The 13,734-nt window shown below is 54.3% G+C and carries 15 protein-coding genes; 13 read left to right on the top strand and 2 right to left on the bottom strand.

Annotated elements, in window-relative coordinates; translation table 11 throughout:
• Positions 1-29 precede the first annotated feature (29 nt).
• Positions 30-386 (bottom strand): arsenate reductase (glutaredoxin), encoded by a 357-nt coding sequence (gene arsC / locus LOH54_RS12320; protein ID WP_231019399.1) that lies wholly within the window; start codon positions 384-386, stop codon positions 30-32.
• Between the two features lie 127 nt (positions 387-513).
• Here arsC and LOH54_RS12315 point away from each other — a divergent pair, with 127 nt between their 5' ends.
• From LOH54_RS12315 to LOH54_RS12295, 5 genes are all read left to right on the top strand, one after another.
• Positions 514-2,007 carry a DUF1538 domain-containing protein gene (locus tag LOH54_RS12315; RefSeq protein ID WP_438273283.1) on the top strand — a complete coding sequence of 498 codons (1,494 nt, stop codon included), beginning with the start codon at positions 514-516 and terminating at the stop codon, positions 2,005-2,007.
• The gene (locus LOH54_RS12310) at positions 2,004-2,357 is read left to right on the top strand and encodes a transcriptional regulator (RefSeq protein ID WP_231019397.1); all 354 of its coding nucleotides are present in this window, start codon (positions 2,004-2,006) and stop codon (positions 2,355-2,357) included. Before LOH54_RS12315 ends, LOH54_RS12310 begins: the two co-directional genes overlap by 4 nt.
• Positions 2,354-2,764 (top strand): CBS domain-containing protein, encoded by a 411-nt coding sequence (locus LOH54_RS12305; RefSeq protein WP_231019396.1) that lies wholly within the window; start codon positions 2,354-2,356, stop codon positions 2,762-2,764. Before LOH54_RS12310 ends, LOH54_RS12305 begins: the two co-directional genes overlap by 4 nt.
• 93 nt (positions 2,765-2,857) lie before the next feature.
• Positions 2,858-3,817 carry a hypothetical protein gene (locus LOH54_RS12300; protein ID WP_231019395.1) on the top strand — a complete coding sequence of 320 codons (960 nt, stop codon included), beginning with the start codon at positions 2,858-2,860 and terminating at the stop codon, positions 3,815-3,817.
• Positions 3,814-4,659, top strand: a complete 846-nt coding sequence (locus LOH54_RS12295; RefSeq protein ID WP_231019394.1) for a hypothetical protein — start codon at positions 3,814-3,816, stop codon at positions 4,657-4,659. Before LOH54_RS12300 ends, LOH54_RS12295 begins: the two co-directional genes overlap by 4 nt.
• A gap of 1 nt (position 4,660) precedes the next feature.
• Here LOH54_RS12295 and asnB read toward each other — a convergent pair whose 3' ends face one another.
• A complete protein-coding gene (asnB, locus tag LOH54_RS12290; protein WP_231019393.1) occupies positions 4,661-6,454 on the bottom strand; it encodes an asparagine synthase (glutamine-hydrolyzing) in 1,794 nt (597 codons plus the stop codon).
• A gap of 117 nt (positions 6,455-6,571) precedes the next feature.
• Between asnB and LOH54_RS12285 the strand changes: the two genes are divergently transcribed.
• From LOH54_RS12285 to LOH54_RS12250, 8 genes are all read left to right on the top strand, one after another.
• Positions 6,572-6,874 carry a MarR family EPS-associated transcriptional regulator gene (locus tag LOH54_RS12285; protein WP_231019392.1) on the top strand — a complete coding sequence of 101 codons (303 nt, stop codon included), beginning with the start codon at positions 6,572-6,574 and terminating at the stop codon, positions 6,872-6,874.
• A gap of 109 nt (positions 6,875-6,983) precedes the next feature.
• A complete protein-coding gene (locus LOH54_RS12280) occupies positions 6,984-7,886 on the top strand; it encodes a glycosyltransferase family 2 protein (RefSeq protein ID WP_231019390.1) in 903 nt (300 codons plus the stop codon).
• The gene (locus LOH54_RS12275) at positions 7,883-8,875 is read left to right on the top strand and encodes a glycosyltransferase family 4 protein (protein WP_231019389.1); all 993 of its coding nucleotides are present in this window, start codon (positions 7,883-7,885) and stop codon (positions 8,873-8,875) included. The genes LOH54_RS12280 and LOH54_RS12275 overlap by 4 nt, the downstream gene beginning before the upstream one ends.
• The gene (locus LOH54_RS12270; RefSeq protein WP_231019387.1) at positions 8,868-9,662 is read left to right on the top strand and encodes a hypothetical protein; all 795 of its coding nucleotides are present in this window, start codon (positions 8,868-8,870) and stop codon (positions 9,660-9,662) included. Before LOH54_RS12275 ends, LOH54_RS12270 begins: the two co-directional genes overlap by 8 nt.
• Positions 9,659-10,930: a lipopolysaccharide biosynthesis protein gene (locus LOH54_RS12265; RefSeq protein WP_231019386.1), complete on the top strand. Its 1,272-nt coding sequence runs from the start codon at positions 9,659-9,661 to the stop codon at positions 10,928-10,930. Before LOH54_RS12270 ends, LOH54_RS12265 begins: the two co-directional genes overlap by 4 nt.
• Positions 10,927-11,544: an acyltransferase gene (locus LOH54_RS12260; RefSeq protein WP_231019385.1), complete on the top strand. Its 618-nt coding sequence runs from the start codon at positions 10,927-10,929 to the stop codon at positions 11,542-11,544. The genes LOH54_RS12265 and LOH54_RS12260 overlap by 4 nt, the downstream gene beginning before the upstream one ends.
• Positions 11,537-12,979 (top strand): hypothetical protein, encoded by a 1,443-nt coding sequence (locus tag LOH54_RS12255; RefSeq protein WP_231019384.1) that lies wholly within the window; start codon positions 11,537-11,539, stop codon positions 12,977-12,979. The genes LOH54_RS12260 and LOH54_RS12255 overlap by 8 nt, the downstream gene beginning before the upstream one ends.
• Positions 12,976-13,734: a glycosyltransferase family 2 protein gene (locus LOH54_RS12250; protein ID WP_231019382.1), complete on the top strand. Its 759-nt coding sequence runs from the start codon at positions 12,976-12,978 to the stop codon at positions 13,732-13,734. The genes LOH54_RS12255 and LOH54_RS12250 overlap by 4 nt, the downstream gene beginning before the upstream one ends.

Here is a 13,734-nt window from a genome sequence, read left to right as displayed (position 1 = left end):
CCCGGCGGCCGCCCGGCGGCCGATTTTCCTTACCCTTTAACCAAATCAATGACTTTTTCCGGCGGACGGCCGATGACGGCTTTGCCATCCGTGATGACGACGGGGCGTTCTATGAGCTTCGGATGCTCTGTCATGGCCTTGATCAGGGCAGCTTCGTCGGTGACCTCTTTGAGGCCAAGCTCCTTGTAGACGGCCTCTTTCGTGCGCATCAGGTCGCGGGCGCCGATGCCGAGCATTTTCAAGACGCTGCGGAGTTCCTCTTCGCTGGGGGTGTCATCAAGGTATCGGACGATGTCCGGGGTGATCCCTTCGCCCTCCAACAGTTTCAGCGCATCGCGGGATTTGCCGCAGCGGGGGTTGTGCCAGATGGTCACTTTCGAACTCATACAGACTCCTTTTTTCCGAAATTGTAACGCTTTTCCGATTTGCCCCCCTTTGCATGAAGCGTGCCATGACATCAATCACAAAAATGCGTAAAATATCCCAATGGAACAACTCAGACTCTTTTGGATCATGCTCAGAGGCTCCTTCGGCGACCTTGCCCCCATCATCGCCGTCATCGCCTTTTTCCAGATCTTTATCCTGCAGCAAATGCCCGACAATCTTCTCTCCGTCGCGACGGGGCTTTTCATCGTCGCCGTGGGGCTTGCGCTTTTTATTCAGGGGCTCGAAGTCGGTATCTTCCCCGTCGGCGAGAACCTCGCGCAGGAGTTTGCACGGAAGGGTTCGGCATTCTGGCTGCTGCTCTTCGCCTTTCTGATCGGTTTTTCGACGACCATTGCCGAACCGGCGTTGATTGCCATCGCGGATAAGGCCGCCGTTATCAGTAACGGCAAGATCGACGCCCTGGTACTGCGGCTGACCGTCGCCTTTTCGGTCGGCTTCGCCATCGCCCTGGGCACCTTCCGCATCCTGACGGGCCATCCCATCCATTTCTATATCATCACCGGCTATATCATTGTCGTGATGCTGACCTTTTTTGTCCCGCCGGAGATCGTCGGTCTTGCCTACGACAGCGGCGGGGTGACGACCTCGACGGTGACGGTACCGCTCGTCGCGGCGCTCGGCGTCGGGCTTGCAAGCAGTATCCGCGGACGGAACCCGGTCATCGACGGTTTCGGGCTGATCGCGTTCGCCTCGCTGACACCGATGATCTTCGTTCAGGTCTACGGGATCGTCGTCTACGCCTCCGGCAACGGCGAGGCGATCGCCGCCGTGGCGCAGAGCGTGTCAGAGCACGTGGAACACAGCCGCACGATAGGTCAGCAGGCGCTGGCACTGCTGTTGGAGCTCTTCGATGTCATCAAGGATGTCATGCCGATCCTCGCCGTGATCTTTTTTTTCCAGTACGCCATCATCAAAAAACAGGTGCCCTACCTGCGCCGCATCGTTTTCGGTATCGTGCTTGTTATCCTCGGACTGTATGCTTTTATCGTGGGGCTGGAGATGGGGCTCTTTCCCATTGGGGAGACGATGGCGCTGCAGCTCACGGAGCAGGATAACCGGCTGCTGATCTACCTGTTCGCCTTTCTGATCGGCTTTTCGACGACCATGGCCGAACCGGCGCTGCTGGCGATCGCGATCAAGGTCGAGGAGATCTCCGCGGGGAAGATCCGGCAGATGGTGTTGCGGATCGCCGTCGCCACAGGGGTGGCCGTGGGTATTGCTCTGGGGGCGTACCGTATCGTGGCGGGGGACCCGATACACTATTACATTATCGCGGGCTACATCGTCGTCATCATCCTGACCTATTTCGCGCCGCGCTACATCATCCCGATCGCCTATGATAGCGGCGGGGTGACGACATCAACGGTCACCGTGCCGCTGGTCGCGGCGCTGGGCCTGGGCCTGGCGACGAACATCGAGGGGCGGAGCCCGCTCATTGACGGCTTCGGGCTGATCGCCTTTGCGTCGCTCTTCCCGATGATCACCGTCATGGCCTACGGGGTGATTACGGAACTCAGCGCCGGGCGCACAAAAACTCAACACAAGGAGGAGTTTGAATGAGGTTTGCATTATTGGTAGCGATCGTGGAACAGTCGCTGGAAGAGGAGGCGATCGATATCGCCAAGGCCAACGGTGCCGGCGGGGTGACGAGTCTCACCGGGAAGGGTACGGGCCTGAATGAAAAGAAGACGTTTTTCGGCCTGACGTATGAGCGTGCCGAGAGTGTGCTGCTCTTCGTTCTTGAGAAACGGACCTCCGTCAAAGTGATGAAGGCGCTCAAGAATGAACTGCATCTTGAAACGGAGAACAAAGGGATCGTCATGTCGCTGCCCATCGAACATCTCGCGGGGATCGCCAGCAACCAGATTGAAGCCTTTGCCAACAGACTCAAAGAGGAGAAAGAGGTATGAAACTGATTACAGTGAGGGATATCATGACGCCGGCGGACGAGATTGCGATGATCTCCCCTTATGCGTCGGTGCGCGAACTGATCAACCTGATGGACACGCGGAGCGTACGCTCGGTCATCGTCGAGCGCACCAGCGAAAACGACGCCTACGGAATCGTCACCTACTCCAACATCCTCGAGGCGATTTACAGTAACGACGGGGATATGGACCTGCTCAACGTCTACGACGTCGCCAGCAAGCCGATGGTACAGATCGTGCCGGACCTCGATATCCGGTATGCGGCGCAGTTGATGATCAACCAGAAGATCAAGCATCTCTCCGTGACATGGGAAGGGCGCTTGACAGGGGTGATCAGCATGACGGATATCGCCCGGGTCCTGATGGAGGAAGCGCGAAACGATATGTAGTCCGCCGCGCTTGTCTATAACGATAATGAATAAGTATTGTTGAAGAGAAGTGGTGTTATATTGTCCGGAAGTGACACTATAAAAGGAGCAGGTATGTTCAATGTATTGCGAAAAAGCGGATTGATTGTTGTTGCGGCAGGAACACTGTTCCTTAGCGGTTGTGGCGGCGGCGGGGGCGGCGGTACGACAAGCCTGCCGACGCTGAACGTAGCGGAGGCGAATGCAACGGCAGTGAACGGTGCGGAAGCGGTCGCCGCGATCTTTTCCGGCTCGATCGGTAATATTGTTATTCCTTTCTCTGCTTCTGCAGTAGAGCCGACCGGATTTGACCCTGCTTATTTTATGCTTGACAAAAACGGCCCGGTTTTCAAGGTGCTGGAGTATCACACGCAAACGCTGAATGCGACCTATAAGGAGTCCTATACATGTGACTACGGTGGGACGATGTCATTCACGGAGAGTTATACCGCGACGCATTTGGACGCGACGGTGACATTCAGTAACTGTGCCTTTGATGTGAATTATGTCATGGACGGCAAGATGCGCGTGGCAATGGGGGGGACAAATTACGGCGAGACATTGACCTACATGGAAATCTCTTTCCCTGCCGATTTCACCATTACGGACAATATGTATACCTTCTTTGTAAGTGCCGGCAGTAAAATGCGGACGGATTACAGCGTATATGACTATAACAATGATTATTATGCCGGTACGATGACGAGCAGCGTTGAGTGGGGTACTGAGGGCGAAATGGGACGTTACGATGACCTGACGGCGGTGTTCACGCAGGATTATTACAGCTATCCGTGGATTGAAACCTACTGTTACAAGTCCGGCCGTATCTATGTCAATAATCTGACCGCAAGCCTCGATATCGATCCGAGCTACGATCTTAACTGTAACGATCCATTTTATTTTGAAGATTCCTACCTGCTGAGCGGCAGTATGCGCCTCATCGGTGCCGGCGGGTATATCAACGTGAATGTTACCGCGACCGATACGATCACGGTAACGGATCAGAACGGTACGGACATTAACGTCACACTTTGACGGCGACGTTGCATCGTGCAGTCGCCGGCATGATCCTGGCGGTGGCGCCGCTGTCGGGTGACGGACTCTTTGCCGGGATCAAGGCTGTTAATGCCACACTCTCTTACCGGGTAAAAGATTCTGCGCTGGGGCTCGAAGCACGACTGCGCTTCCCGGCAACGGCAGCGGTCGGGGAACTGGGATATGCCCTCGAGTTGCCAGCCGGCGTGCTCCGCTTCTCATTTGCATCTGCTTTCGCTTCTCAAAAACGTACCGGTGACGACACGGACTGGAAAGACGGGAACCGGACTGTTTTTTCGCAGTCGGATACGACGCTGGACGGGTGTTATGCTTTCCACGCAGATTTCCTTCACCCCGTGTCATCGAACTTCGCGGTGGGGATAGACGTTTTCTATGAACAGTGGCGGCTTAGCTGGTCACATACCCGGCAGATCGACTATACGGACGGTACACAGACGGTCCTGAGCGGTACGACCGTGCGTTTTACCCAGCATTCAGGAGGGGTAAATCTGTACGGCGTATTCGATGCAACCCTCTTCACACTGCCGTGGCGTTTCCGAGGCGGGATATCGCTGGCGCGCCAATACAACAGGGACGACCATCTGCAAAGAGGGTTTTATACCCTCAGCGAAGGGTGGATGAAAGGGGTTCTTCTGGGCGCCGATGCCGTGTTGTTCCGGCATGCCGCTTCCATGGTCAAAGCCGGGATCTCATACCGGCGAAGCGAAGGCGATGCCGATATGCACTATTACTATGATTACGGTCCGCACTACATGACGCTGCCTGCCACCTTTACGACCGAGGTAACCGAGGCCTCGCTGATGTATCAGTATGCTTTTTGAGTCAGAGCAGGTGTCTTTTCATCCAGTGTGAGAGCACGAAGAGGCTCCAGACCTGCTGTTTGAAGCGGCCGCGGTGCACTGCGGCATCGATGTAGCGCTCCAGCACCTCTTTTTTGAACACTCCCGTCTGGTCGTTGACCTCGGTGATGAGGTCGATCTTCCCTGAGGCGTGCAGGTACTCCATATAGGGCGAGGCGAACCCTTTCTTTTTTCGTTCCAGTATTGTATCGCCAAGGTACGGGCGCATGATCTGTTTGAGCAGCGCCTTTGGCCGCCCGTTTCCGATCTTGAGTTCCGCCGACGTGCCGAAGACTGTCTCCGCCAGGCGGTGGTCGAGCATCGGGGTACGGGATTCGATGCCGTGGGCCATGGAGACGCGGTCGAGCTTGGCAAGGTAGTACTCGGCCTGGAGCTGCCGAAGGTCAAGGTAGCTGTACCAGTGGGCGGGGTGTGTCCAGCGGCTGGCATCGAAACGGTCACGTTCGGGCTGTACAAAACGCAGCCCCTCCTCGTCGCGGACGTTCCGGCGCATCAGGGCGTTTTTCTGAAGGTCCGTGAATTTTTCACCGGCCCCCCGGAAGAGCAGGGTCTCGTCAAAGGCGCGCTTGTACCACTCCCACTCGCGGTTGATGGAAAAGTGGCCGTGGAAAAACTTCTTTAGCCACGCCTTGCGCTGCAGAGAGGCCAGCTGCTCGATATCGAGGTAGTCGAAATACTGCCGGTAGCCCAGAAAGAGTTCATCACCCCCTTCGCCGCTGAGTACGACGCGGTAGCCCTCTTTTTTGATGGCGCCAAATAGGAGGTAGAGCGGGATGGCGGCCGGGTCGTTCAGGGGCTCGTCGAGGGCGTCCATCACCGGGTCGATGGCATCGATGAAGTCGTTCTGGCCGATGGTGATCTTCGTGTTCTTGAGCCCCAGGATGCGTGCCGTTTCGGCGGCACTCCCGCTCTCGTCGTAGTTCCAGCGCTCCGCGTAGCCCAGGCTGAAGGTCTGCAGGGGACGGCCGAGTTTCTTGGCAAAGGCGTTGACGGCGGCACTGTCGATCCCGCCGCTGAGCAGGGCGGCGACGGGGACGTCGGCATCGAGGCGCATCGCGATGCTCTCTTCCATATGTGCCTCGATGCGCTGCCGGGCACTGCTGTCTTCCACCGGGTCGGCATGTTCGAGCAAACAGTAATACGAACGCCGGCTAACGCTGCCGTTAGCAACCGTTATGAGCTCGCCGGGGGCGATTTTTTCGATGCCTTCGAAGAAGGTGTGCGGCGCTGTAGGCGCCTGGAAGGAGAGAAAACCCATCATCGCATCGTCGTTCATTCTGACGCTGGGCAGGAACGGGAGGATCCCCTTGATCTCCGAGGCAAACACGAATCGCTCTTTCTGTTTGGCAAAAAAGAGCGGCTTTTTCCCCAGGCGGTCGCGGAGCAGGTAGAGGGTCCCGTCGTCGTAGATCGCCAGGGCGAACATGCCGCGGAAGCGGTGCACGCAGTCGATCCCCCAGTGCAGGTAGGCCGCCAGAACGGTTTCGGCTTCCGTGGCCGCCCGGAGCTGCAGCGTCTCTGCGATTTCACGGTAGTTGTAGATCTCCCCGTTGAAACTGAGCAGAACGTTCCCCTCCCGCAGCGGCTGGTGGGAGCGTTCATGCAGGTCGCGGATGCTCAGGCGGTGCTGGGCAAAGAAGAACCTTTCTTCCTCGACGATCCCGCAGTAGTCCGGTCCGCGGTGTGCCAGAGCAGCGAGAGCCCTGCGGGCCGTTGCGGGAGCATAGTCGCCGAGAATCCCGAAGACGGCACACATTAGATGTCCTCCAGTAACGGGAGCAGGGTGTTCGAAAAAATCATGGCAGCATTTTACTGCATTTATTCAATTGTGCTATGATTCATAAATTGAATTCAATATTTGAATGGATCTCTTTTGGAAACAAAGCAGGAAGCGGATCTTGGCGTGCTTCGCAAGATCGAGTCGGTCGAAGATCAGAAGTCGCTGGCGGACGAACTCGGCTACAGTGTCGGCAAAGTCAACTATATTGTCAAAGCGCTCATCGAAAAAGGGTATATCAAAGCCGAACGATTCGCGTGCAGTGACAATAAACGGGGCTACAAGTATCTGTTGACACGAAAGGGTATTGCGGAAAAGCTCAGGCTGACAAAGCTGTTTGTCGAGATTAAACGCAGGGAGTATGAAGAGCTGATGTCCGAACTGGAGAGGCTGGGATGACGGAGACCTGCCACTGCCTGCCGCCGCGCAGAGGAAGCATGAACGGACAGACGTGCTCTTTTGCAGCGTCAGCAGCGCAAAAAACAGTCTGCACAGAGGTGGCGTGCGTATGATTACTGTTGTTATCCCCACCAGGAACCGTGCCTATACACTTCAGAAGGTGGCCTGGAGCTATTACGGGCAGCAGGGTGTGAATGAGATCATTTTTGTAGATGACTGCAGCGAGGATGATACCGGTGACGTCGTCAAATCCCTTGCGCAGGCCTACCAGCATGTCACAACGAAATACCTGCGCCACGAAACGCGACGGGGGGCGTCGGCAGGACGCATCACAGGCTACGAAAACGCGTCAAACAACTATGTGCTTTTCGGGGAGGATGATGCTTTTCTGGCAGCCGACTACACCGAAAAACTGATGCAGAAGTTCGATGAGCATCCCGGAGCCGGCATTGTATCCGGACGGATTATCTACATGCTTCCGGGGGAAACCGCACAGGAGGCGGGCCGGCGCTTCGGTATCGGGACTGCAATGAAACCATACCTAGATCAGCACACCTTTATGTTCAATCACCATGCACGGCTCGAAGGGGACTTCGCCGTCCCTTTTACCCATGCACTCTTTCTGACGACAAAAGCACTGCTTGAATCTTATGGCTACGACCCGTTTTATGCCCGTGGCAACGGGTTCCGGGAAGAGACGGATTTTCAGATCAATGCTTTTGTGCATGGGACGCAGATCATCGTGACGAACGATACACACTGTTTCCATCTGCACGGCAGTGATGTCCCCTCCGGGGGTCAGCGCGCGAACCGGTTCCGCCAGTTTTACTGGAAGGTCTACTATACGTCGTACATGTATGACAAGTACTATGAATTGTTGCGCCCGCGTCTCGCACTGAGTCACTCCAAAAACAGTGCGAAGTTGCTTTTTGCGTGGGCACAGTTTTACATACTGTTTTTACGCCCACTGGGGAGACGATCCCGACACCTCTGGCAAAAAGTATTCGGATGAAAATAGCCATTATTACCCCCTATCGTGACTATGCGGGCGGTGTCGAAAGCGTCAACCGTATTCTGAGCGATATTTTCGAGGAAGCAGGCCACAGCGTTGAACTGATAACGACGGACGGGTATGCCGCGAAGGGGTGGGAAAGGGTGATGCTCCGGCTCATCGGTCTGCCGTATATTACGGCCAAACGGTTCGGGCCGATCGCGCAGCAGTATGATCTTGTGGTCGCCAACGGCGAATTCGGTTGGGGAATAGACCATCCGCATGTGATCAATCTCTTTCACGGGTGCTACCGCGGCTACAGGGACTACCTTCGTCAGATCGTGACCACCAAGCAGTACATTATGCTGACGAAAGCGGCATGGGTCCAGCGCCAAAGCGCCAAAGGGAAGTATGTTGTCACGGTCTCGGAATTTGTTAGACAAATTTTGGTGTCTGACGGTGTCAGAGTACAGCAGGTCATACCCAACTGTGTCGATACGGATCGGTTCAGACCATTGGCACAGGGTGGCAGAAAGCCCTATCTCTTTGTAGGTTCCTATCACTATTACGCCAAGGGGTTTGATGTGCTAGAAGCGTTGGCAGCGCGGGGGCTCTCGATTGACTGCGTGACAAATCAGCGGCCGTCAGAGCTGCTGGGATGGGTAAAGGGGTGGGCAAATGCGCAAATGCCGTCCCTCTACAACGGCTATAGGCTGCTGGTATTCCCCAGTCGTTTTGAAGGGATCGGCCTGGTGCCGCTGGAAGCGATGGCTTGCGGTCTTCCAGTGGTGATGGGCAGTGTCGGCTTAGGGGTGGAGCTGAAAAAAGTGCTCCCTGAATTCGTTGTCGAAGGCGATGATCCTGATGACTATAGTAAGAAGATCCGGCATATCGAGGCACACTATGCCGAGTATGCAGAGAAAGCGCGGGAGTATGTCGAGGCGCATCACTCCTATGCCCTCTTTGCCCGGCTGTGGCTCGAGACCATCGAAAAGGTGGCAAATGCTTAGCTGGAAAATCGGGAAAAACGTTATTTCCGAATTGTACTACCACGGCAAGAACATCATCAAACCATGGGGATTCGAAACGGCGGACAGCAGTGCTTTCTTTTCGCTCGAAGAGGGGGTTGGCTGGCGGGGGAAAACACTGTCCGAAACCTATACATACGATGATACGCACTACCGGGCCGAGTTGCTGGTCCGGATGAAAGAGGGGCTGTGGGCCCTCTCCGTGGATGACAGGATCGACGGGAACTGCATTGATAGAAGGGTAGAGGCTGTAACGCAGGAGGATTCTGTCTTTATGGATTTCGTTATGCGTTTCCGGTTTAAAAAGGCGTTTATCGAATATGCCGAGATCGGCGGTAAGCGGTATTTCCATAATGACACGAATATATACTACCAGTACCCCGTCGATCGGGTCCTCCTGAAAGGGAGCTCTTTTGCTGTCACCATTTCGGTTTTGGACAAAGTGGTCCCCGAGAAGATGACGCCGGTCATCTATGTCCGAGACAACAGGGACGAATGGGTTGTTCATGTGCGGATGGTTCCGGAAAAGTGGGATAAAGAGGTCATAAAAATCTGTACGGCCTGGGCAGGCACCAGACCACTTCCCCAGTGGATTTCCAGACCGTTACTGGCGCGAAAGCAGTTCAAAAAAGCCCTTTGGTACCGCGGCGAAAGGCAACCGTTCAAAAACAGGTTTGTCAGGCGCTTTTTGAATCTGGCCGCATTTGCAATGGTCAGGGTACCCAAAGCGGGCCGGCTGATGTGGCATGTCAGAATGGAGATCGAATGAAAAAGCAGATCATTTCAAATCTCCTTTCATCCGGCGTAGAAAAGTTCGTCGTGATAGGGATTCAGTTTATCTCCTCGATAATTCTTATTCGGATGCTGCCGCGGGATGATTACGGTATCATGGGGATCGTTGCGGGATATTTCACGTTTGTCAATATCGTCAATATCTCTTTGGAAAGTATCATTCTGCGCGATCACAAAAAATTCGATTCGGATCTGCAAAAAGTGATGCAGGATTTCTTCGGTTTCAATCTTCTGAAATCGGCTTTCATCATTATGGTCGCACTGTGTTTGAGTGCATTCTTGACATCGATATATGACAACAGTGGCTTCGTGTATGCGATCTGGTCCATTACACTCATTACCGTCGCGGACAGTCTGACGGCACCCTTTGCCATCTATTTTGCTTCAAAGTTCAATCAGAAACTCGTGACAAAGATCAGTGTACTGCGCTCCGTTTTCGGCCTGCTTATTCTTCTCGGACTCTTTGCGTATCCCTATTTATGGTTTGTGGCACTGAAGGATCTCATCATCAGCATGCTGTTTGTCGGGACCTGGTTCTATCTGGCGGTCAACAAACTCGGATTCAGACCTGAGGTGGAAAAACCCGATTTTTCGTTTATAGGCCACATCTTTTTTACCTACTCCTTTTGGACGCACCTCAACGGGATCGTCACTAGCTTTATCTACAAATCCGATACGTTTTTCCTTTCGCTCTTCGTCAGTTTGGCAATGGTGGGAGATTACAATATCGCGCTGAACAGTGCCAATATCGCCAATATACTGCCGATGATCATCGGGTATCAGAACAGTGTTGCCCTGTCGCACGCACGGGACAAAGCCCATGCGCTAAAGCTATCGAATGCTTTCCTCCGTCTCTCGCTGTTGATCGGTGCTATAACACTGGCGGGCTTTTACGGTCTGGGGGAATATTATCTCTATATCGTTACCGGTACGTATGAGAACAATCAAATCTTTTTTTATATGATGTGTATTGTAGGAGGATTGGTTCTCGTGAAAACATTTGCGTCCCCTCTGGTCTCATATATCGCGATTCACGGATCAATACAGAAGATGGTGATTCAGGTCTCGCTGCCGATGGCACTGGTGACTATGACGGCCTACTTCATCAGTGCCGCCTATTTTCAGACACAGGGGGTCGCAGTCGCCAATCTTCTGGTAGCCTCTGTGTGGTTATTATTGCTGGGTGTTTATCTTGAAACCATGGAAAATCATTTTATCAAGAAGCTTTTATGGGGGGCAAAGTGACCTATTTTGAAAAGTTCATCATGCGGGGGGGCGTTGCAGGCCTGATTTCGCTGGTAGTCGACCGGATGGCGTTTTACGGTTACAAACGGCGCTATTATCAAAAGAGCTTCATGCAGTATGGGGAAAATGTCCGCTGGGGAAAACACGCTCTGAGGCTGTGCATCCCGTCTTCTGTCAGGATATCCAACCCCCAAAGGATATCCATTGGTAATAACTGCCAGTTCGACGAGTATGTATATCTGCAGTCGCACCATGAAGGGGAGGGACTGTTCCTCGGCAACGGGGTCCGGATCAATGCCTTTACCCATATCCAGTCTTTTTCCAGAGTTGTTATAGGTGATTTCGTCCTCGTTGCACCCTTCTGCCACATCAACAGCGGGAACCACGGGACAGAGGATGCCGAAGTGCCGATCATGCATCAGCGTTATAAAAAAGCCGGTGAGATCTCTATCGGCAGAGGCGTCTGGATGGGCCGAAACAGTCAGGTACTCGGAGGCGTTCAGCTCGGCAAAAACTGTATCGTCGCCGCCGGGGCGGTTGTGACGAAATCATTCCCGGAACATACGACAATCGGCGGTGTCCCGGCCAACGTCATAAGTGATAAACGTGATTGATCGTCTGGGGAGCATCTCCGAAGGGATAGCCGCCTTCATCGTGGCGTGGCTGCGTGAGCGGGAGGGCTTCGAATGCCGCTCTTTCTACGGGGAGGCATTTGCCCTGGCACTTCTGCAAAGAACCTCTGTGCTTGATGAGGTGACGGAGAAAAAACTGGTTTCCGCTTACGAGAAGCTTGATAAAACCGACCCGGAATTCCATTGGGAGTTCAATGATTACGCGCTGCTGGATTTCTGGAAACAGTCCGAAAGCGCGGAAATCGGCTCTCTTTTAGAACCCCTTCGGTTTAAAAATACGCCCTGCACGAACTGGACGCTGCTCCGCAGCAATACACGGCTGGTTGCCGGCATCGACAGTGCGACGGCGCTGAAAGAGGCAACAGAGAAGATCGAAGCCTATCAACTTCCCTCGGGGCTTATCCTTGACGACCCTGGTGTAAAGTCGTTCCAGTACCACTGCTTTTCGATGGCCATGATAGGGGAGATCTCCCGGGAAACGGGGGAGAGACTGTTTCTGGACAGCTTTCAAAAAGGAGTGGCGTTCATCCGCCACTTCATCCTGCACAGCGGGGAAACGCTCTATATCGGGCGCGGACAGAACCAGTCCTTCGGGTACGGGGCCCTGATCTATATCCTGGCGCTGGCGTACAGTTTCACTGGGGACGACACCCTGCTGGGCGATATGGAAAGAGTGCTCGGTTACTTGGAGCAGTACCAGCGCCCAGACGGCAGTTTCCCGTTGGTGCTCAATGGCCAAGAAACGTCGATTCCGGTAGTCGTCGATATGCACGACCCCGCATTCTCCGGCTGGTATCCCTATAACAACTATTTTGACTACCTGCCGTTTCTGGGCTTCTTTCTTGCCAAAGCCCACGCCGTTTTGCAGGGGACGGAGCTCTTCGCCCCCGAATGCAGAACCACTTCGGAGTACAGGGACGGGGATTTCATCAAGGTCGTCAAGCCGGCGTATGAAGCAGTGCTTTCAAAAACTGGCGGCTACTGGACGAATGATCAGCCCATGCCCTATATCGTGCGTTATGGACGCAATATCACGCCGTGCTACGGCGGAGAACAGTTCCAGGAGAGTCTCTACGGCCCCGAGGGGATTCCGCTGCCGTTTTGCTCTCTTCTGCGAAAGTCCCTGAGATGGCGATCCGTGTCCCTGTTCAAAAACGATACCTTATGGCTGCTCTCTCCGCTGGGGATCATGAAACGGGATTTTATGTTTGACGATGACGGTGTGACGGTTGTCACGAAAGTGTTCTCTCTCTTCAGCTTCAGGCATCTCTATCTGTGCCTCGACGATGCCGGGCCGGGGGGGCTGGACACTGGGAGGCTGGCGTTTGAGGGGTATGAATACTCCGCGTCCGGTAGACTGCGCAAATACAGTGCCAAAGGGATAAAAAGCAGCGTGAGAATCGAGGTGTGCCCATGAAAGCAAGCATCGTTATTCCGACCTACAAGCGGCCGGACTATCTGCAGCGGCTGCTGGAGAGTATTGCGCAGCAGAGTACCGGTGCCTTTGAGATTGTCGTCGTCGATGACCATTCACCGAATATCGATGAATACACATCGGTGATCGAGAAATACAGGGGGCTCTTTCCCGAGTTCACATTTTTGCGAAACGAAAACAACAGGGGGGCGCCATATTCCAGAAACAGGGGGATTGCGGCTGCGAAATATGATCTGATCGCCCTGGTGGATGACGATGACGAATGGCTGCCGGAAAAACTGGAGCAGCAGATGGCGGTATTTGCCGGCAGTGATGGGCATGTAGGGCTTGTCTACACCTGGACGGATGCCGTTGATGCGTCCGGCCGGGTGGTCTACCGTTACCGGAGCACCATTGAGGGGGTGCCGAAGCGGGCGATCCTGCAGGAGTGTTTCATCCCTTCCCCCTCCGTCATGGTCAGAAAAGAGGTGATCCTGGAAGCCGGCCTTTTTGATGAAGCACTGCCAAGCTGCCAGGACTGGGACATGTGGACCCGCATTATTATGAAGGGGTACGGGGTGAGAGTTGTCAAAAAAGTGCTGACGCTCTATCATAAACATGAAAGCGGATCGATCGGGCAGTCGGCAAGGGCCAGGAGCGGGTACAAGCGCTATTTCCGCAAGCACCTCTATGACAACCTGCTGCACCTGAATTTCAGAAATGTCTACCGCTACTTCCGGATGGGGAGGATCAAATGA

This window comes from Sulfurimonas sp. HSL-3221 (genome assembly GCF_021044585.1).
Classification (GTDB): domain Bacteria; phylum Campylobacterota; class Campylobacteria; order Campylobacterales; family Sulfurimonadaceae; genus Thiomicrolovo; species Thiomicrolovo sulfuroxydans.
This window is presented reverse-complemented; position numbering and strand designations above follow the sequence as displayed.

Excerpts from the sequence above, each read along its gene's own strand:
- arsC (WP_231019399.1), bottom strand. The coding sequence starts at position 386 with ATGAGTTCGAAAGTGACCATCTGGCACAACCCCCGCTGCGGCAAATCC.
- LOH54_RS12315 (WP_438273283.1), top strand. The coding sequence starts at position 514 with ATGCTCAGAGGCTCCTTCGGCGACCTTGCCCCCATCATCGCCGTCATC.
- LOH54_RS12310 (WP_231019397.1), top strand. The coding sequence starts at position 2,004 with ATGAGGTTTGCATTATTGGTAGCGATCGTGGAACAGTCGCTGGAAGAG.
- LOH54_RS12305 (WP_231019396.1), top strand. The coding sequence starts at position 2,354 with ATGAAACTGATTACAGTGAGGGATATCATGACGCCGGCGGACGAGATT.
- LOH54_RS12300 (WP_231019395.1), top strand. The coding sequence starts at position 2,858 with ATGTTCAATGTATTGCGAAAAAGCGGATTGATTGTTGTTGCGGCAGGA.
- asnB (WP_231019393.1), bottom strand. The coding sequence starts at position 6,454 with ATGTGTGCCGTCTTCGGGATTCTCGGCGACTATGCTCCCGCAACGGCC.
- LOH54_RS12280 (WP_231019390.1), top strand. The coding sequence starts at position 6,984 with ATGATTACTGTTGTTATCCCCACCAGGAACCGTGCCTATACACTTCAG.
- LOH54_RS12275 (WP_231019389.1), top strand. The coding sequence starts at position 7,883 with ATGAAAATAGCCATTATTACCCCCTATCGTGACTATGCGGGCGGTGTC.
- LOH54_RS12270 (WP_231019387.1), top strand. The coding sequence starts at position 8,868 with ATGCTTAGCTGGAAAATCGGGAAAAACGTTATTTCCGAATTGTACTAC.
- LOH54_RS12265 (WP_231019386.1), top strand. The coding sequence starts at position 9,659 with ATGAAAAAGCAGATCATTTCAAATCTCCTTTCATCCGGCGTAGAAAAG.
- LOH54_RS12250 (WP_231019382.1), top strand. The coding sequence starts at position 12,976 with ATGAAAGCAAGCATCGTTATTCCGACCTACAAGCGGCCGGACTATCTG.